Below are 19,559 nucleotides of genomic sequence, written 5' to 3' on the forward strand. Positions count from 1 at the left end.
TCAATGAACACCCTGTTTATCCATTGCCGGCCCGGCTTCGAGGGCGAAGTCTGCTCCGAGATCGCCGACCACGCGGCCCGGCTGAATGTCGCCGGTTATGCCAAGGCCAAGCCCAGCACCGCCTGCGCCGAGTTCATCTGCACCGAGGACGACGGGGCCCAGCGTCTGATGCAGGGCCTGCGCTTCCCGGAGCTGATCTTTCCCCGGCAGTGGGCCCGGGGCGGCTTCATCGACTTGCCGGAAACCGACCGCATCAGCGTGATCCTTGCCTACCTGGCCAACTTCCCGCAGTGCGGCAGTCTGTGGCTGGAAGTGGTGGACACCAACGATGGCAAGGAGCTGTCCAACTTCTGCAAGAAGTTCGAAGCACCCCTGCGCAAAGCCCTGACCGCTGCCGGCAAGCTGGTGGACGACGCGACCAAGCCGCGCTTGTTGCTGACCTTCAAGAGCGGTCGGGAAGTCTTCGTCGGCCTGGCTGATGCCGGCAACTCGGCCATGTGGCCCATGGGCATTCCACGGCTGAAATTCCCCCGGGAAGCGCCGAGCCGCTCGACCCTGAAGCTGGAAGAGGCCTGGCACCATTTCATTCCTCGGGACCAGTGGGACGAGCGTCTGCATGGCGACATGACCGGCGTCGACCTGGGGGCTGCCCCGGGCGGCTGGACCTGGCAACTGGTCAACCGCGGCATGCTGGTGACCGCCGTGGACAACGGCCCCATGGCTGAAAGCCTGATGGACACCGGCCTGGTGCAGCACCTGATGGCGGACGGCTTTACCTACAAGCCCAGGCAGCCGGTGGACTGGATGGTCTGCGACATCGTCGAGAAACCGGCGCGCAACGCCGCGCTGCTGGAGACCTGGATCGGCGAGGGGCACTGCCGCGAGGCGGTGGTCAACCTCAAGCTGCCGATGAAGCAGCGCTATGCCGAAGTGAAGCGCTTGCTGGAGCGCATCGAAGAAGGCTTCAAGGCCCGGGGCATTCGCGTGGCCATTGGCTGCAAGCAGCTGTACCACGACCGCGAGGAAGTCACCTGCCACCTGCGGCGCCTGGATCTGAAAAAGCCCAAATCGGCGTAGTACCCGCAACACCGCCCGCTTCCTGGTCGGAGCCGGCTTGCCGGCGAAAAAGGCCCCGCACTTGTGCAAGGCGTGAGGATGCCTTCGCTGGCAAGCCAGCTCCTACGGCAGGATCGGGGCCGTGGAACGACAGCAACAGACGAACCGATGGCGGTATTGCGCGACAATGCCGGCCAGTTTCAGGAGTGATTCATGAGTCAGATTATCGATACGCCGGTTGACGGCACCCTCGACGCCACGGGCCTCAACTGCCCGGAGCCGGTGATGATGCTGCACCAGCACATCCGCGACCTGCCGCCGGGCGGGCTGTTGAAGGTGATTGCCACCGACCCTTCCACCCGCCGCGACATTCCCAAGTTCTGTGTGTTTCTCGACCATGAACTGGTAGCGCAGCAGGAAGAGGCAGGTACCTACCTCTACTGGATCCGCAAGAAGCTCGATTAACCCGCTGAGCGGCTGATGCGGATCTGCTTGCGCGCGCTGCGGGTCAGGCGGATCGACAGCATCAGCGCCGCGCAGCTCAAGCCCACGATCAGGCCTTCCCACAGGCCACTCGGGCCCCGCGCCGGGCCGAACCAGTCGGTCAGGCCCAGGGCGTAGCCCACCGGCAAGCCAATCCCCCAGTAGGCGAACAGGGTCAGGATCATGGTCACCCGAGTGTCCTGGTAGCCGCGCAATGCGCCGGCCGCCGTGACCTGGATGCCATCGGAAAACTGGAACAGCGCCGCATACACAATCAGCATCGAAGCGACCTGAATCACCATCGGGTCGGTGGTGTAGATGGTGGCGATGGGCTCACGCAGGAAGAACATCAGGCTCGCCGAAAGGCAGGCGTAGGCCAGTGACGTGGCCATGCCGACGCCGGCGCTGAAGCGCGCATTGCGGGGTTGCTGGCGGCCCAGGGCCTGGCCGACCCGCACGGTCACCGCCATGGCCAGGGAGTAGGGAATCATGAACATCAGGGCGCTGACGTTGAGGGCGATCTGGTGCCCGGCCACCACCGTGGCCCCCAGGCTGCCGATCAGCAGGGCGATCACCGCGAAAATGCTCGATTCGGCGAACACTGCAATGCCGATGGGCAGGCCGATGCTCAGCAAGCGCCCGATCATCGCCCCTTGCGGCCAGTCGAAGCGGCTGAACAACTGGATCTTGCGGTAGGCCGGTGCCCAGAAAATCCAGCCGGCCATGCCCAGCATCATGGCCCACATCACGATGGCCGTGGCCCAGCCGCAACCGACGCCGCCCATGGCCGGTACACCGAAATGACCATAGATGAAGATGTAGTTGATGGGGATGTTCAGGGCCAGGCCTCCCAGGCCGATGACCATGCTCGGCACCGTGCGGCCCAGGCCATCGCTGAGGCAGCGCAGCACGTAGTACAGCGCTACCGCCGGCAAGCCACTGGCGATGCCGTGCAGGTAGCCCATGCAGGGCTTGATCAGTTCCGGATCGACATTCATCAGGTGCAGCACCGGCTCGGCACTGATCAGTATCAGCAGGGCCGAGATCCCGGCCACCACGGCGAGCCACAGTGCCTGGCGCACCAGCGGGCCGATCTCGTGCAGGTTGCCGGCGCCGAAGCGCTGCGCCACCTTGGGCGTGGTGGCCAGCAGGGTGCCGGTCATCAGCAGGAACACCGGAATCCAGATCGAGTTGCCCAGGGCGACGGCTGCCAGATCCCGCGGGCCGACCCGGCCGGCCATCACGGCATCGACAAAGCCCATGGCGGTGGTGGCCACCTGGGCAATCATGATGGGCAGGGCCAGTACCAGCAGGTCATGCAGTTCACGGCCGACCCGGGCAGGGCGGCTGGTGGCGGTGGCGGCAGGGGAGTCAGTCACGGAATTCACGGGGCGTAGCGTCCATAGGTGGTGTTGCGCAGGACGCGACAGTCTACGCGTTGACATCTCAGTCAGGAAAACATCCCGTGTTGTGGATTTGTAAGCGCCGGGGGTGGTGAAAATGCCGGTTCGCGCGCATGCCGCGCTAGCCCGGCCTGGCATCTGCGCCTACACTGCGGCTCCGCCAGAGGAGCCTGCCATGTTGATTGTTGCCGACGAAAATATCCCCCTGATCGAAGAGTTCTTTGCCGGTTTCGGCGAGATCCGGCGTTTCCCCGGGCGCGCCATCGACCGGGCGACCGTGGAGCAGGCAGATGTGTTGCTGGTGCGCTCGGTGACTCAGGTCGACCGCCAGTTGCTGGAAGGCAGCCCGGTGCGGTTTGTCGGCACCTGCACCATCGGCACCGATCACCTGGACCTGGAGTATTTCCAGCAGGCCGGGATCACCTGGTCCAGCGCCCCGGGCTGCAACGCCCGGGGCGTGGTGGACTATGTGCTGGGCAGCCTGCTGACCCTGGCCGAGATCGAAGGCGTGGACCTGGCGCAGCGTTGCTATGGCGTGGTCGGTGCCGGTGAAGTGGGCGGGCGCCTGATCGAGGTGCTGCGTGGCCTGGGCTGGAATGTGCTGGTCTGCGATCCGCAGCGGCAGGCGGCGGAAGGCGGCGACTATGTCAGCCTGGAGCAGTTGCTCGAGCGTTGCGATGTCATCAGCTTGCACACACCCCTGACCAAGAGCGGGCAAGACTCCACCTGGCACCTGCTGGATCGCCAGCGGCTGAACCGGCTCAGGCACGGCACCTGGCTGATCAACGCGGCCCGTGGCCCGGTGGTGGATAACCGGGCCCTGGCTGAGGTGCTGCGCCAGCGCGAGGACTTGCAGGCGGTGCTGGATGTCTGGGAGGAGGAGCCGACGGTGGATGCTTCCCTGGCGGACCTCTGCGTGCTGGCGACGCCGCATATCGCCGGTTACAGCCTGGACGGCAAGCAACGGGGCACGGCGCAGATCTACCAGGCCTACTGCCGTTTCCTCGGGCAGGCCGAGCAGGTCAGCCTGTCGGCCTTGCTGCCGGCGCCCTGGGTGCCTCAGGTCAGCCTGAATGCCAATGCGGACCCGGCCTGGGCCCTGGCGATGATCTGCCGTGCCGTGTATGACCCGCGTCGCGACGATGCGGATTTTCGCCGTAGCCTGTCGGACGATGTAGCTCAGCAGCGCAGCGCCTTCGATGGTCTGCGCAAGCATTATCCGGAGCGTCGCGAGATCGACGGCCTGGAAGTGCGCATCCAGGGCGAGTCCGCGGCCTTGAGCCGGATCGTCCGTGCCTTGGGTGCCCGGGAAGCCTGAAACCGCGCATAAAAAACCCGGCCGCAAGGCCGGGTCAAGAGGACGTGAGGCTGTGTGTCAATCTTGCCGAGCAGGCTTGACCAGTCGCTTTTCCAGTTCGCGGCAGGCGTTCTGGATCATGTCTTCAGTAATAGGTACTTCGCGACCCTGGGCGTCGATGATGGCACACCCCAGAGACTGGTTTGGCTGGGTACGGATCACTTGAATCTTGTCATTGCTGCTGTGTTGCAAGGACATGGCCTGTCTCCTCATCAGGTTGTGTGCTTACTCTAGAATGGCCGGGTGACCAAGCTGTTACAGACCGCCGCGAGGGCTGGCCCGGCGACTTCACTCCAACAGAAATGCCCGGGGAGTGCCAGCCACGGATTAGACCGATAATCTCTAGGCTCTAGTGTCAGCGGTCATAATCAACCTGACTCATTGTGATTTACCAAAGTTCCTGCGAATTCATCTCGTTGCCGTTGCTGCAACGAACGGCTCGCCGGTGCGTCAATGGATGAACAGCATGCTTTCTTCTCGTCACCGCCGGGCGCTGCATCTGGCCAGCCGCTTTGTCGCTCCCTACCGTTGGCAGGCGTTGGGCGCCTTGCTGGCACTGATAGTTACCGCCGGCATTACCCTGTCCATGGGGCAGGGCATTCGCCTGTTGGTGGACCAGGGCTTCATGACTCAATCGCCCCATCTGTTGAACCAGTCCATCGGCCTGTTCCTGCTGCTGGTGCTGGCGCTGGCGGTGGGTACCTTCGTGCGCTTTTACCTGGTGTCGTGGATTGGCGAGCGTTGCGTGGCGGATATCCGGCGCCAGGTGTTCAATCACCTGATCTACCTGCATCCCGGGTTCTACGAAAACAACCGCAGCTCGGAAATCCAGTCGCGCTTGACCGCGGACACCACCTTGCTGCAATCGGTGATCGGGTCTTCGCTGTCGCTGTTTTTGCGCAATGCGCTGATGGTGCTGGGGGGGATCGTGCTGCTGTTTGTCACCAACCCGAAGCTCACCAGCATTGTGGTCATCGCCTTGCCGCTGGTGCTGGCGCCAATCCTGATCTTCGGTCGGCGGGTGCGCAGCCTGTCGCGCCTGAGCCAGGACCGGATTGCCGATGTCGGCAGCTATGTCTCGGAAACCCTCGGCCAGATCAAGACGGTCCAGGCTTATAACCACCAACCCCAGGATGAACGGCGGTTTGCCGTGACCGTGGAGCAGGCGTTCGACACGGCGCGCAAGCGGATTGTCCAGCGTGCCTGGCTGATCACCCTGGTGATCGTCCTGGTGCTGGGGGCGGTGGGGGTGATGCTCTGGGTCGGTGGCATGGACGTGATTGCCGGGCGCATCTCCGGCGGCGAGCTGGCGGCATTCGTCTTCTACAGCCTGATTGTCGGCAGTGCCTTCGGCACCCTGAGCGAAGTGATCGGCGAGTTGCAGCGCGCGGCCGGCGCGGCGGAGCGGATTGCCGAATTGTTGCGGGCGGACAATATCATCCAGCCGCCCGCCGACGGGCTGGTAAGCCTGCCGGCGCGGGTGCGGGGTGATCTGGAGCTGGACGGGCTGCGGTTTTCCTATCCGTCGCGGCCCGACCGCTTCGCGATCGATGGTTTGAGCCTGAGCATCCGGGCCGGAGAGACTCTGGCGTTGGTGGGGCCTTCCGGGGCCGGTAAATCCACCCTTTATGATCTGTTGCTGCGCTTCTACGACCCGCAGCAGGGAAGGATCCTGCTGGATGGCGTGGCCCTGACCCAGCTCGACCCGCTGGACCTGCGTCGCTGCTTCGCCCTGGTTTCGCAAAGCCCGGCGCTGTTCTACGGCAGCATCGAGGAGAACATTCGCTACGGCAATCCCGAGGCGACCCTGGCCCAGGTCCAGGAAGCGGCGAAGATCGCCTATGCCCATGAGTTCATCGAACAGATGCCCGAGGGTTACCAGACCCACCTGGGGGATGCCGGGCTTGGCCTTTCGGGCGGCCAGCGCCAGCGCCTGGCGATAGCTCGGGCCTTGCTGGTGGACGCGCCGATCCTGCTACTGGACGAAGCCACCAGCGCCCTCGACGCGCAAAGCGAGCACCTGATCCAGCAGGCCTTGCCCAGCCTGATGAAGAACCGCACCACCCTGGTGATCGCCCATCGCCTGGCCACGGTGAAGAATGCCGACCGGATCGCGGTCATGGACCAGGGCAGGCTGGTCGCGGTGGGTACCCACCAGCAACTGATTGCCAGCAACCCCTTGTATGCGCGCCTGGCGGCCCTGCAATTCAGCGATGGCTGAGCCCACGCATCCCTGAGCCCTGTAGTCGCTGCCGAGCCTGCGAGGCTGCGCACGAGCACGTAGTCCTCGCCAACGTAGCGAGCGCTTTACGGCCACTTCGCGCCCGGTCGCAGGCTCGGCAGCGGCTACTGGTATTGGGGGGGGGGGAGATACAAAAATGCCCGCATTGCTGCGGGCATTTTTTGTTGTGGGTCGGTGCTTACTGATCGTCGAAATAGCGTTCGTGCCAGTCCACCAGGGGCTGCGGCGAATTGAGCTTCTGGCCGTAGATCACCGAGTAGGACAGTACGTTCTGCACGTACTGGCGGGTTTCGTCGAAAGGAATGCTTTCCACCCAGACATCGAAACTCAGGTGGTCGGCCCCCTTGAGCCACTGGCGCACCCGCCCGGGGCCGGCGTTGTAGGCGGCGGAAGCCAGTACCCGGTTGCCGTTGAACTGGCTGTGGACCTGGCTCAGGTAGGCGGCGCCCAACTGGATGTTCTTGTCCGGGTCCAGCACTTGCTGGGGCGAGGCCAGGGGAATGCTGAACTTGCGCGCGGTTTCCTTGGCGGTGCCGGGCATCAGTTGCATCAGGCCGCTGGCGCCGACGCCGGAACGGGCGTCGTCCATGAAGGCGCTTTCCTGGCGGGTAATGGCGAACACCCAGCTGGAATGCAGGCCGCGAACCTTGGCTTCGCGCACCAGGGTGTCGCGGTGGGCCATGGGGAAGCGGATGTCCAGGTCATCCCAGTACTGGGCCTGGCTGATGGTGCGAATGGCCGGGAAGTACCATTTCAGGTCGTAGGCCAACTTGGCCTGGGCAACCATTTCGTCGCGGTTGAAATGCCGGCTGACGTGGTACCACTCGCGGCGGCCGTCGACGATCTGCCCGCGGGCATGCAGCTCCAGGGCACGGCGTACACCCGGGGTGTTGCGTACCTTGTTGATCACGGCCTGGCTGAGCATCAGCGGCTGGTTGTTGAGCTGGTAGGGCGCCTTGGCGTGATCGGCGGCAAGGAAACCGTAGAAATCCCGCTCCCGGGCCAGGCCCTTGAACAATACCTGGGCCTGAGGGTTCTTCGGTTCGGCCAGTTCCAGGCTACGGGCCTGCCAGTAGCGCCAGCGGTTGGTGGTGGCCAGGTCCTGGGGCAGCTTGCGGGTCAGCTGGTAGGCGTCTTCCCAGCGCGCCAGGCGCAGCAGCAGGCGCAGGCGCCATTCGGAGACGGTGTTGTCCCGCAGCTCGGGATCGTACTTGGTCATCACGTCCAGGGCGCGGCTGTCGAAGCGCCGTGCCAGGGTCAGGCCGATCTCGCGGGCGATGGCCACTTTTTCGTCACGGGAAAAGTGCATGCTGCTGGCATAGCCATCCAGCAGGGCCATGGCCTTGTCCGGATCCTGGCGCGCCAGGCGGCGCAGGCCGAGGCCAACCACGTCGGACATGGCTTCATCGGCAGGCTGGAAGCGCGAGGGCTGGCTCAGCAGTTCGGGTTTTTGCGCCACGTCCACCAGCAGGCGGCCCTGGGGCGCCAGGGTGGTCATGCTCTTTACCAGGCTGTTGGCCAGGGGGTAGTTGCGGGCCTCGGCGGCCAGTTTGGCTCGCTGCCAGCGCTTCTGTTCGGTCAACTGGCCTTCGGCGGCCCACTGGGCGAACAACGCGTCGCAGGCAGCAGGTTGGGATTTGCCGGTCAGCCAGAGCTTCTCGGTGGCGGCGTAGCCTTCGGCCTTGAGGTTGTGCCCCAGCTGGTACTGGCCATTGAGGCAGTCCAGTTCGGTGAAGTTGAGTTTCGGATCGTAGTACTTGGTGAAGGTCGCCCAGTCGCCGCGTTCGGCCAGCCAGCGCAACCAGCGCAGTTTCATCCAGTTGGCCTGGGGCAGGTCGCCATGTTCGGCGAGGAACTTCTCGATCTCGGGGTTGCTGGCGGATTTCAGCCGGGCGGTGAGCTCGTCGTAGGCCAGGTAGGGCTCCAGCGGATAGTCGCGCAGCGCATCGGCATAACGGAAATAGGGGCCGGAATCGCCTTTGGCCAGGGCGCGCTTGGCTTCATCGTAATACTGGCGCTGTAGAGTCAGGTCTGCCGCCTGGGCGCAGTGGACGGCTGTGGTGGAAAGAAGCAGGCAAGATAAAACACTGAAAAGGCGACTGCGCATGAGACATCCGGGCAGAGAAATCATGACAAGTGCCGACAGGGCCAACACTGATTGCTCACTAGCTTAGCCTTTTGCCAGCAACCGGTGAAAGCTTTGCCGGCCTGCTGGCATCAGTTGGCAACAAATGTGCCGCGAGCGCCCTCGTGGGCGAAATACCCGGCCTTCTGCGGGCTCAACTCAGGTAGAATGCGCGCCCGGTTTTTGGAGAAGAACATGACCCTGCTCAAATTCAGCGATGTGTCCCTTGCTTTCGGCGCCATGCCGTTGTTGGACAAGGTGTCCTGGCAGATCGCCCGTGGTGAGCGGGTGTGCATCATCGGCCGTAACGGTACTGGCAAATCCAGCATGATGAAGCTGGTCAAGGGCGATCAGAAGCCCGACGACGGCTCCGTATGGCGCGCACCCGGTCTGAAGATCGGCGAATTGCCCCAGGAATTGCCGGTGGCCGACGAGCGGACCGTGTTCGACGTGGTCGCCCAGGGCCTGGACGGTGTCGGCGAGTTGCTGGCCCAGTACCACCACCTGAGCCAGAACATCGTCACCGACGCCGATCTGGAAAAACTGATGCACGTCCAGCACGACCTCGAAGCCCGTGACGGCTGGCGCCTGCAACAATTGGTGGACAGCACCCTGAGCCGCCTGCAGCTGCCGGCCGACAAGACCCTCGCCGAGTTGTCCGGCGGCTGGCGTCGTCGCGTGCTGCTGGCCCAGGCCCTGGTGTCCGAGCCGGACCTGCTGCTGCTCGACGAGCCCACCAACCACCTGGACATTGGTGCCATCGCCTGGCTGGAAGAGGCGCTGAAGGATTTCCAGGGGGCGGTCCTCTTTATTACCCACGACCGTTCCTTCCTGCAGAACCTGGCCACCCGCATCCTCGAACTGGACCGCGGCGGCCTGATCGACTGGAACGGCGACTACGCCAGCTTCCTGGTGCACAAGGAAGCCATGCTGGCGGCGGAAGAAACCGCCAACGCGCTGTTCGACAAGCGCCTGGCCCAGGAGGAAGTCTGGATTCGCCAGGGCATCAAGGCCCGGCGCACCCGCAACGAAGGCCGCGTGCGCGCCCTCAAGGCGCTGCGTGTCGAGCGCAGCGAACGTCGCGAGCGTACCGGCAAGGCCAATATCCAGCTGGAAACCGCAGACAAGTCCGGCAAGCAGGTGATGGTGCTGGAGAACGTCAGCTTCGCTCACCCGGACGGTCCGTTCCTGGTCAAGGACTTCTCCATGGTCCTGCAGCGCGGCGACCGCATCGGCCTCTTGGGCGCCAACGGTACCGGCAAGACCACGCTGCTCAAGCTGATGCTCGGTGGCCTGGTGCCCAGCAGCGGTAAGGTGGAAGAGGGTACGCGTATCGACGTGGCCTACTTCGACCAGTTGCGCCATCAGCTGGATCTGGAAAAGACCGTGATCGACAACGTCGCCGAAGGTCGCGACTTCATCGAGATCGATGGCCAGAGCCGCCACGTGCTGAGCTACCTCGGCGACTTCCTGTTCAGCCCGCAGCGTGCTCGCACGCCGGTCAAGGCGTTGTCTGGCGGCGAACGTGCGCGGTTGCTGCTGGCCAAGCTGTTCAGTAAACCGGCCAACCTGCTGGTGCTCGATGAACCGACCAACGACCTGGATGTAGAAACCCTCGAACTGCTGGAAGAGGTGCTGCTGACCTTCCAGGGCACTGTGCTGATGGTCAGCCACGACCGGGCATTCCTCGACAACGTGGTGACCAGCACCCTGGTCTTCGAAGGCGAAGGCAAGGTGCGCGAGTACGTCGGCGGCTACCAGGACTGGTTGCGCCAGGGCGGTTCGCCGCGGTTGCTGGGGGTGACCGAGAACAAGTCCGGCAAGGCCGAGCTGAATTCTGCAGTGGTGGCACCGGTACAGGCGGCTCCGGCTCCTGTCCAGGAAGCGCCGGCGGCGAAAAAGAAGCTCAGCTACAAATTGCAGCGCGAGCTTGAGGCTTTGCCGGGGCAGATCGATGCCATGGAGCAGCAGATCGCCGGGGTCGAGGCGGAAATGGCTGACGCTGGTTTCTATCAGCGCCCGGCGGCGGAAACTGCAGCGGTAATTGCCCGCCTTGAGCAGTTGAATGCCGAACTGGAGCAGATGGTCGAGCGCTGGGCCGAACTGGATGCCTGAGTGACCGGTTGCTGATAAAAAAGCCCGACTGCAGAGTCGGGCTTTTTTTCAGTGCGCTTGCCAGCTTTTGGGAGCCGGCAACCCTCGGGGCGGGTTCAGCGTTTGACCAGGTGCACGGCCAGCACGTCGCAAGGCGCGCCGTGCAGGACATCATTGGCGGTGGAGCCCAGCAGCAGGGCCAGGCCATGTCGGCCGTGGCTGCCGACCACGATCAGGTCGCATTCCTGTTCCTTGGCCAGGTGATGGATTTCCTGGCGCGGCTGGCCGTAGGTCAGGTGGCTGTATTCCTTGGTCAGCTCCGGGTACTTGTTGATCAGCCGATCAAGACGCTCCCGGGCCTGGTCGAACTGTTGCTGCTGCAACTGCGAAAGATCCATGGGGACGTCGCCCCCGAAGGCCATGGCCATGGGTTCGACAATGTGCACCAGGGACAGCTTGGCTCCATTGCTCACCGACAGCTCGCGAGCACGGTGGATAACAGGATCGCACTCTTCGGTTAGATCTACGGCGACCAGAATATGGTGGTAGGGCATGAGGTGCTCCTCCTGAGGGTTGCAATAGCTTCAAGTATGGCTGGTTTCAAGCGGGTTGGTTTGACCCAGGTCCCGCTCATCAAAAATCGAGAGTACAGATATGACGGTCTGGATAGTGGTGTCAATCCTTGCGGTAGTTCTCAGTCCGCTGGCGTGGTTGCGACCTTCTCGTCGCCAGAGCGGGTTGATCGCCTTGCGCATGGAGGCGCGACGCATGGGCCTGGCCATGCAACTGGCCCCTCAGGAGTGGCCGCACTGGCTGGGCCAGGAGCCGCCCAACCCTTGCCCGCAGTATCACCGGCCACGGCGCAGCGGGCAGCCTGTGTGTTGGAGTTATTGGCAGATCGCGCCGGGCAACTGGGTCAACCAGTGGCGCGAGCCCTGTGTCGATGAGCCACTGCTCAAGCACTTCCAGGCCTTGCCGGCAGGGGTTTTCAAGGTCGAGGCGGACAAGCAGATGATCGCCCTGTACTGGAACGAGCGTGGCGAGGTCAGTGTTTTGCAGGATATTGCCTCGGTGCTCAAGGCGTTGGCCTGAGTCATCCAGGGGAGGGTGCGCGCGGCAATCGCGGGCAGCCGGCAATAAAAAGCCCGATATCAGCATCGGGCGGGGATGGCCAGGCAGGCCGGTAATCTCGTGGCTGCCACCCGGGGTGGCCTCTTGCAGAATGGGGCGGTGCCCCTGTCGCACAAACTGTGCGGCTTCTTCAGATATTATCCCAGCGTAGTCGCTCTTTCTCCCATTCAGTGGGAGATTTAGGGCGCATTTTCTAAATATAGATCCTATGAATGGTTATGAATGCAGGGGCGTGTTGATCGTCCAGGGAGCAATGGAGTGACCGCAAAGTCGCGTTTCAAACAGCATTTTGGACGATTGACAATTGCTGGATTTTCCCTGAATGTGGCGTACCCAAATCAAACGGGCGTATGAAATGAGCGTTTGCATCGCAGGCGGCTCTATACAGAATCCCGACTATCGCGTTGGCGGGTGTGCCTGGCGGATTGGCGTTAGCATCGACGGTGACGTTAGTGCCATGCCAGAAGTCAGCGTCCGACGTGTACTGTTCAGCTTCCATATCGTGGAGATCAGTTGATGATTTACGAAGGTAAAGCCATCACGGTTAAGGCTCTTGAAAGTGGCATCGTCGAATTGAATTTCGACCTCAAGGGTGAGTCCGTCAACAAGTTCAACCGTCTAACCCTGAACGAATTGCGTCAGGCTGTTGACACCATCAAGGCAGATGCTTCGATCAAGGGCGTGATCGTCAGCAGCGGCAAGGACGTGTTCATCGTCGGCGCCGACATCACCGAGTTTGTCGACAACTTCAAGCTGCCGGATGCCGAGCTGGTGGCAGGCAACCTCGAAGCCAACAAGATCTTCAGCGATTTCGAAGACCTCAACGTGCCAACCGTTGCCGCGATCAACGGCATCGCCCTGGGCGGCGGCCTGGAAATGTGCCTGGCGGCGGACTACCGCGTCATGGCTGCCAGTGCCAAGATCGGCCTGCCGGAAGTCAAGCTGGGCATCTACCCGGGCTTCGGCGGTACCGTGCGCCTGCCGCGTCTGATCGGTGCCGACAACGCCATCGAGTGGATTGCCGCCGGCAAGGAAAACCGTGCTGAAGACGCGCTGAAAGTCGGTGCCGTCGACGCCGTGGTTGCTCCCGACAAACTCAAGGACGCCGCTCTGGCCCTGGTCAAGCGCGCCATTTCCGGCGAGTTCGACTACAAGGCCAAGCGCCAGCCTAAGCTGGAAAAGCTCAAGCTCAACGCCATTGAGCAGATGATGGCTTTCGAAACCGCCAAAGGTTTCGTGGCCGGCCAGGCTGGCCCGAACTACCCGGCACCGGTCGAAGCGATCAAGACCATTCAGAAAGCCGCCAACTTTGGCCGCGACAAAGCCTTGGAAGTAGAGGCCGCCGGCTTCGTCAAACTGGCCAAGACCTCTGCTGCGCAAAGCCTGATCGGCCTGTTCCTGAACGATCAGGAACTGAAGAAAAAGGCCAAGGCCTACGACGAAATCGCCAAGGACGTGAAGCAGGCCGCCGTGCTCGGCGCCGGTATCATGGGTGGCGGCATCGCCTACCAGTCGGCCTCCAAAGGCACGCCGATCCTGATGAAGGACATCAACGAACACGGCATCGAGCAGGGTCTGGCGGAAGCCGCGAAACTGCTGGTGGGCCGCGTTGACAAAGGCCGCATGACCGCCGCGAAGATGGCTGAAGTGCTCAACGGCATTCGTCCGACCCTGTCCTACGGTGACTTCGGCAACGTCGACCTGGTGGTTGAAGCCGTGGTCGAGAACCCCAAGGTCAAGCAGATCGTGCTGGCTGAAGTGGAAGGCCAGGTCAAGGAGGACACCATCCTGGCGTCCAATACCTCGACCATTTCCATCAGCCTGCTGGCCAAGGCCCTCAAGCGTCCGGAAAACTTCGTCGGCATGCACTTCTTCAACCCGGTGCACATGATGCCGCTGGTGGAAGTGATCCGTGGCGAGAAGTCCAGCGAGCTGGCCGTTGCCACCACCGTTGCCTACGCCAAGAAAATGGGCAAGAACCCGATCGTGGTCAATGACTGCCCGGGCTTTTTGGTCAACCGCGTGCTGTTCCCGTACTTCGGCGGTTTCGCCAAGCTGGTCAGCGCCGGTGTGGACTTCGTGCGCATCGACAAGATCATGGAGAAATTCGGCTGGCCAATGGGCCCGGCGTACCTGATGGACGTGGTTGGCATCGACACCGGCCACCACGGTCGCGATGTCATGGCCGAAGGCTTCCCGGATCGCATGAAGGACGATCGCCGCTCGGCCGTGGACGTGCTCTACGAAGCCAAGCGCCTGGGCCAGAAGAATGGCAAGGGCTTCTACGCCTACGAAACCGACAAGAAGGGCAAGCAAAAGAAGGTGGCCGATCCGTCGGTGCTGGAAGTGCTCAAGCCGATTGTCTACGAGCAGCGTGAAGTCACCGACGAAGACATCATCAACTGGATGATGATCCCGTTGTGCCTGGAAACCGTTCGTTGCCTGGAAGACGGCATCGTTGAAACCGCTGCCGAAGCTGACATGGGCCTGGTCTACGGCATTGGTTTCCCTCCATTCCGTGGCGGTGCGCTGCGCTACATCGATTCCATCGGTGTTGCCGAGTTCGTTGCCCTGGCCGACCAGTACGCCGATCTGGGCGCGCTGTACCACCCGACCGCGAAGCTGCGTGAAATGGCCAAGAACGGCCAGAGCTTCTTCGGTTAAGCGCCCACACTAGAGCGAGAGTGAACATATGAGCTTGAATCCTAGAGACGTCGTGATTGTCGACTTCGGTCGTACTCCGATGGGCCGCTCCAAGGGCGGCATGCACCGCAACACCCGCGCCGAAGACATGTCGGCGCACCTGATCAGCAAACTGCTGGAACGCAACGCCAAGGTCGACCCGGCGGAAGTCGAGGACGTGATCTGGGGCTGCGTCAACCAGACCCTGGAGCAGGGCTGGAACATCGCACGCATGGCGTCGCTGATGACCCAGATCCCGCACACCTCGGCCGGCCAGACCGTCAGCCGCCTGTGTGGCTCGTCCATGAGTGCTTTGCACACTGCCGCGCAAGCGATCATGACCGGCAACGGTGACGTGTTCGTGGTCGGCGGCGTCGAGCACATGGGCCACGTGAGCATGATGCACGGTGTCGATCCGAACCCGCACATGTCCCTGTACGCAGCCAAAGCCTCCGGCATGATGGGCCTGACCGCCGAGATGCTGGGCAAGATGCACGGCATCACCCGTGAGCAGCAGGACGCCTTTGGCGTGCGCTCCCACCAGCTCGCCCACAAGGCGACTGTGGAAGGCAAGTTCAAGGATGAAATCATCCCGATGCAGGGTTACGACGAGAACGGTTTCCTGAAACTGTTCGACTACGACGAAACCATCCGTCCCGAGACCACCCTGGAGAGCCTGGCGGCCCTGAAGCCGGCGTTCAACCCTAAAGGTGGTACCGTGACTGCCGGTACTTCGTCGCAGATCACCGACGGTGCCTCGTGCATGATCGTGATGTCGGCCCAGCGTGCCCAGGACCTGGGTATCCAGCCGATGGCGGTGATTCGTTCGATGGCCGTTGCAGGTGTGGATCCGGCCATCATGGGCTATGGTCCAGTACCGGCCACGCAGAAAGCCCTGAAGCGCGCGGGCCTGGGCATCAACGATATCGACTTCTTCGAGCTCAACGAAGCTTTCGCTGCACAGGCCCTGCCAGTGCTGAAAGATCTGAAAGTGCTCGACAAGATGAACGAGAAGGTTAACCTGCACGGCGGCGCGATCGCCCTGGGTCACCCGTTCGGTTGCTCCGGCGCACGTATCTCCGGGACCCTGCTCAACGTCATGAAGCAGAATGGCGGCACCTTCGGGGTGTCCACCATGTGCATCGGCCTTGGCCAGGGTATCTCGACCGTCTTCGAACGCGTTTAAGCGTTGGGTTGATGGAAGCCGGGGCCCAGTGCCCCGGTTTTTGTTTTTCTGAAGATTTGTTTGTCTTTATTTTGAAAAAATTGCACGAGGGCCAGAGCATGCAGTTACAACCCGGGCTCTATCAGCATTACAAGGGGCCGCAGTACCGCGTTTTCAGCGTGGCGCGGCACTCGGAAACGGAAGAAGAAGTGGTGTTCTACCAAGCCCTGTATGGGGATTACGGCTTTTGGGTGCGGCCCTTGAGCATGTTCCTCGAGTCGGTCGAAGTTGACGGCGAGCAGGTCCCGCGCTTTGCTTTGGTGCAGGCCGAACCCAGTCTTTTTTCACCGGCATGAGTACAGGTCGCGCAGTACCCTGCGCTTGACCTCACCCTGTTGCCACTATATATAGCGGTGCCGCGTCAGGCGCCAACCGCCTTTCACTTCTCGAATTCAGGAATTTTCTGATCCATGGGCAAATCGCTGGTCATTGTGGAATCCCCGGCTAAGGCCAAGACCATCAACAAGTACTTGGGTAACCAATACGTGGTGAAGTCGAGTATCGGCCATATCCGAGACCTGCCCACCAGCGGTTCGGCAAGTGCCGCCAAGGAGCCAGCCGCCAAGCGTGGCAAGGCCGCTGCGGGCGAAGCCCCGGCTCTGTCGCCGAAGGAAAAGGCTCGCAAGCAGCTGGTGTCGCGCATGGGCGTCGATCCCGAGCACGGCTGGAAAGCCAAGTACGAAATCCTCCCTGGCAAGGAAAAGGTCATCGAAGAGTTGCGCCGCCTTGCCAAGGATGCCGACACCATCTATCTCGCAACGGACTTGGACCGCGAAGGGGAAGCCATTGCCTGGCACCTGCGGGAAGCCATCGGCGGTGATGACAGCCGCTACAAGCGCGTGGTGTTCAACGAAATCACCAAGAAGGCGATCCAGGAAGCCTTCTCCCAGCCGGGCGAGCTGGACATTGATCGAGTCAATGCCCAGCAGGCGCGACGCTTCCTCGACCGCGTGGTGGGCTACATGGTTTCGCCGCTGCTGTGGGCGAAGATCGCCCGTGGCCTGTCTGCCGGTCGCGTGCAGTCGGTAGCCGTGAAGCTGGTGGTGGAGCGCGAGCGTGAGATTCGTGCCTTCATCCCGGAAGAATACTGGGAAGTACACGCTGACCTGGGCACTGCCAAGGGCTCGAATGTGCGTTTTGAAGTGGCCCGTGAAAACGGCGAAGCCTTCAAACCGCTCAACGAAGCACAGGCCATGGCCGCCTTGGAGAAGCTCAAGGCCTCGGCCTACAGCGTCGCCAAGCGTGAAGACAAGCCCACCAGCAGCAAGCCATCGGCGCCGTTCATCACCTCCACCCTGCAGCAGGCTGCGAGCAATCGCCTGGGCTTCGGGGTGAAGAAGACCATGATGATGGCCCAGCGTCTGTATGAAGCCGGCTACATCACCTATATGCGTACCGACTCCACCAACCTCTCGGCCGATGCCGTGGCGATGGCGCGTACCTATATCGAAGACGAGTTCGGCAACAAGTACCTGCCGGCTTCGCCCAATGTCTACAGCAGCAAGGAAGGGGCCCAGGAGGCGCACGAAGCGATTCGTCCGTCCGATGTGAACACCCACCCAAGCAAGCTGTCGGGCATGGAACGTGACGCTGAGCGCCTCTACGAGCTGATCTGGCGCCAGTTCGTCGCCTGCCAGATGCTGCCGGCGCAATACCTGTCCACCACCGTCAGCGTCGCCGCTGGCGACTTCGAGCTGCGTGCCAAGGGCCGCATCCTCAAGTTCGACGGTTACACCCGGGTCATGCCGCAAATGGCCAAGCCGGGCGATGACGATGTGCTGCCGGAAATGGCCCAGGGCGAAGTGCTGAAGCTGATCAAGCTCGATCCGAGCCAGCACTTCACCAAGCCCCCGGCGCGTTACTCCGAAGCCAGCCTGGTGAAGGAAATGGAAAAGCGCGGCATTGGTCGTCCTTCGACCTATGCGGCAATCATTTCGACCATCCAGGATCGCGGCTATGTGACCCTGCACAACCGTCGTTTCTATTCGGAAAAGATGGGCGACATCGTCACTGAGCGCCTTTCCGAGAGCTTCTCCAACCTTATGGACTACGGCTTCACCGCCGGCATGGAAGAGAACCTCGATGACGTGGCCCAGGGCGAGCGCGACTGGAAGAACGTCCTCGACGAATTCTACGGCGACTTCAAGAAGAAGCTCGAAGTGGCCGAGGGCGCCGAAAGCGGCATGCGCGCCAACCAGCCGGTAATGACCGATATCCCATGCCAGACCTGCGGCCGGCCGATGCAGATCCGTACCGCCTCCACTGGCGTGTTCCTCGGCTGCTCGGGCTACAGCCTGCCACCCAAGGAGCGTTGCAAGGCCACCGTCAACCTGGTGCCGGGCGACGAGATCGCCGCGGATGACGAGGGCGAGTCCGAATCCCTGGTACTGCGTGGCAAGCATCGTTGCCCGATCTGCAGTACGGCGATGGATGCCTACCTGCTGGACGAAAAGCGCAAGCTGCACATCTGCGGTAACAACCCGGATTGTGCCGGCTACGAGATCGAAGAGGGCAGCTACCGGATCAAGGGGTATGAAGGCCCGAGCCTGGAGTGTGACAAGTGCGGCAGCGAGATGCAGCTCAAGACCGGCCGTTTCGGCAAGTTCTTCGGTTGCACCAACCCGACCTGCAAGAACACACGCAAGCTGCTGAAAAGCGGTGACGCGGCGCCGCCGAAGATGGACCCGGTGAAGATGCCCGAGCTCAAGTGCGAGAAGGTCAACGACACCTACATCCTGCGCGATGGCGCTTCGGGCCTGTTCCTGGCGGCCAGTCAGTTCCCGAAAAACCGCGAGACCCGTGCGCCGTTGGTGCTGGAACTGATCCCGCACAAGGATGAGATCGATCCCAAGTACCACTTCCTCTGCGAAGCTCCGCAGAAGGACCCGGACGGCCGCCCTGCGGTGGTGCGCTACAGCCGCAAGACCAAGGAGCAGTACGTGCAGACCGAAGTCGACGGCAAGCCGACCGGCTGGCGTGCCTTCTACGACGGCGGTAAATGGAAGGTCGAAGACAAGCGCTAAGTGCTTGGCCTGCCGAGGGCTAGCTTCTCGGTGTAGCGACCAACAGGGCCGCATGACTCCTTCAAGGGGGCATGCGGCCTTTCTTTTGCTTGCGGCAAGCTGGAGTGATCCCTGAAACTGTGCCGTCTGCATCTGGTTCTCTTTTCGCAGTGGAGGCTGCCCATATGGCCCACGAGCTCTATACCCGTACCAATCAGAAAATCTACTTTGCCGGTCTGTCGCTCGAAGCCCTGGCACGCGCTGAGGAAGGGCGGGCCATGAATGCCCAGGCGCAGGTCCAGGCGGGGCGCGAGTCGGTGCTGTTCCACCTGTACGGGGCCTTGCTGGGGCTGTGCCATGAAATTGCCGGGTTCTATCGGCTGCCGCAGGCCAATGCGGCCCGGGTCGAGCAGATCCTCAATCGTGAAGTGCTGCAAAGCATTGCCATTCCCGAGCTGGCAGAGCTGGTGGAATTGGCGCACAGCCCGCAAACCTGGCTGGCGCAACTGCTGTCTGCTTACAGCGAGCTGTTTCAGCCGCCACAGGCGCCGCACAAGCCCAAGGGCGACGTAACCCAGCCACTGATTGTTGCGGTCAATCTGGATGAAGAGGAGCCCGAGCAGGCACTGAGTCGGGAAGAGCTGGAAAGCTGGCGGCAGAACCTCAAGGCCCTGGCCATTCGTTTCAGGGATGGCCTTAACGAGTGTTGATCCTGAGCGCTGCTTGATTGGCGGCGTGACTATTTGATCAAGGAAGATT

15 protein-coding genes are annotated in these 19,559 nt (G+C 62.3%); 11 read left to right on the top strand and 4 right to left on the bottom strand.

The window, feature by feature from the left end:
- Positions 1–3: 3 nt before the first annotated feature.
- Together rlmM and tusA are read left to right on the top strand one after the other, a co-directional pair.
- Positions 4–1,077, top strand: coding sequence for a 23S rRNA (cytidine(2498)-2'-O)-methyltransferase RlmM (rlmM, locus tag AC07R1_RS30820; protein WP_015634804.1), 1,074 nt, complete (start codon positions 4–6; stop codon positions 1,075–1,077).
- 192 nt (positions 1,078–1,269) lie between these two features.
- Complete coding sequence (tusA, locus tag AC07R1_RS30825; RefSeq protein ID WP_011060251.1) at positions 1,270–1,521, top strand: sulfurtransferase TusA; 252 nt, start codon at positions 1,270–1,272, stop codon at positions 1,519–1,521.
- Here tusA and AC07R1_RS30830 read toward each other — a convergent pair.
- Positions 1,518–2,927, bottom strand: a complete 1,410-nt coding sequence (locus tag AC07R1_RS30830; protein WP_019093726.1) for an MATE family efflux transporter — start codon at positions 2,925–2,927, stop codon at positions 1,518–1,520. The two genes, tusA and AC07R1_RS30830, sit on opposite strands and share 4 nt — an antisense overlap.
- Before the next feature lie 190 nt (positions 2,928–3,117).
- Between AC07R1_RS30830 and pdxB the strand changes: the two genes are divergently transcribed.
- Complete coding sequence (gene pdxB / locus AC07R1_RS30835) at positions 3,118–4,260, top strand: 4-phosphoerythronate dehydrogenase PdxB (RefSeq protein ID WP_053157146.1); 1,143 nt, start codon at positions 3,118–3,120, stop codon at positions 4,258–4,260.
- A gap of 57 nt (positions 4,261–4,317) precedes the next feature.
- Here the strand turns inward: pdxB and AC07R1_RS30840 are convergent, their stop codons facing one another.
- The gene (locus AC07R1_RS30840) at positions 4,318–4,497 is read right to left on the bottom strand and encodes a PA1571 family protein (RefSeq protein ID WP_011060254.1); all 180 of its coding nucleotides are present in this window, start codon (positions 4,495–4,497) and stop codon (positions 4,318–4,320) included.
- A 259-nt stretch (positions 4,498–4,756) separates the two neighbouring features.
- On the opposite strand from AC07R1_RS30840, the gene AC07R1_RS30845 reads away from it, so the two are divergent.
- Positions 4,757–6,520, top strand: a complete 1,764-nt coding sequence (locus tag AC07R1_RS30845; protein ID WP_162470467.1) for an ABC transporter transmembrane domain-containing protein — start codon at positions 4,757–4,759, stop codon at positions 6,518–6,520.
- 199 nt (positions 6,521–6,719) lie between these two features.
- Here the strand turns inward: AC07R1_RS30845 and AC07R1_RS30850 are convergent, their stop codons facing one another.
- Positions 6,720–8,648, bottom strand: coding sequence for a transglycosylase SLT domain-containing protein (locus tag AC07R1_RS30850; protein ID WP_011060256.1), 1,929 nt, complete (start codon positions 8,646–8,648; stop codon positions 6,720–6,722).
- A 213-nt stretch (positions 8,649–8,861) separates the two neighbouring features.
- On the opposite strand from AC07R1_RS30850, the gene AC07R1_RS30855 reads away from it, so the two are divergent.
- Positions 8,862–10,781, top strand: coding sequence for an ATP-binding cassette domain-containing protein (locus AC07R1_RS30855; RefSeq protein ID WP_015634808.1), 1,920 nt, complete (start codon positions 8,862–8,864; stop codon positions 10,779–10,781).
- Between the two features lie 95 nt (positions 10,782–10,876).
- Here AC07R1_RS30855 and AC07R1_RS30860 read toward each other — a convergent pair whose 3' ends face one another.
- Positions 10,877–11,314 (bottom strand): universal stress protein, encoded by a 438-nt coding sequence (locus AC07R1_RS30860; protein ID WP_011060258.1) that lies wholly within the window; start codon positions 11,312–11,314, stop codon positions 10,877–10,879.
- Between the two features lie 100 nt (positions 11,315–11,414).
- On the opposite strand from AC07R1_RS30860, the gene AC07R1_RS30865 reads away from it, so the two are divergent.
- From AC07R1_RS30865 to AC07R1_RS30890, 6 genes are all read left to right on the top strand, one after another.
- Entirely contained in the window at positions 11,415–11,852 is a 438-nt protein-coding gene (locus AC07R1_RS30865; protein ID WP_015634809.1) for a hypothetical protein, read from the top strand.
- A gap of 555 nt (positions 11,853–12,407) precedes the next feature.
- Positions 12,408–14,555 (top strand): fatty acid oxidation complex subunit alpha FadB, encoded by a 2,148-nt coding sequence (gene fadB / locus AC07R1_RS30870; RefSeq protein WP_011060260.1) that lies wholly within the window; start codon positions 12,408–12,410, stop codon positions 14,553–14,555.
- 28 nt (positions 14,556–14,583) lie between these two features.
- A complete protein-coding gene (fadA, locus tag AC07R1_RS30875) occupies positions 14,584–15,759 on the top strand; it encodes an acetyl-CoA C-acyltransferase FadA (protein WP_011060261.1) in 1,176 nt (391 codons plus the stop codon).
- Positions 15,760–15,857: 98 nt separating this feature from the next.
- Positions 15,858–16,094, top strand: coding sequence for a DUF1653 domain-containing protein (locus AC07R1_RS30880; protein WP_019093731.1), 237 nt, complete (start codon positions 15,858–15,860; stop codon positions 16,092–16,094).
- A 114-nt stretch (positions 16,095–16,208) separates the two neighbouring features.
- Positions 16,209–18,821 carry a type I DNA topoisomerase gene (topA, locus tag AC07R1_RS30885; RefSeq protein ID WP_011060262.1) on the top strand — a complete coding sequence of 871 codons (2,613 nt, stop codon included), beginning with the start codon at positions 16,209–16,211 and terminating at the stop codon, positions 18,819–18,821.
- Positions 18,822–18,985: 164 nt separating this feature from the next.
- The gene (locus AC07R1_RS30890) at positions 18,986–19,510 is read left to right on the top strand and encodes a DUF6586 family protein (RefSeq protein ID WP_047336171.1); all 525 of its coding nucleotides are present in this window, start codon (positions 18,986–18,988) and stop codon (positions 19,508–19,510) included.
- Positions 19,511–19,559: the final 49 nt, after the last annotated feature.

This window comes from Pseudomonas sp. GW821-FHT07F01 (assembly GCF_059418825.1).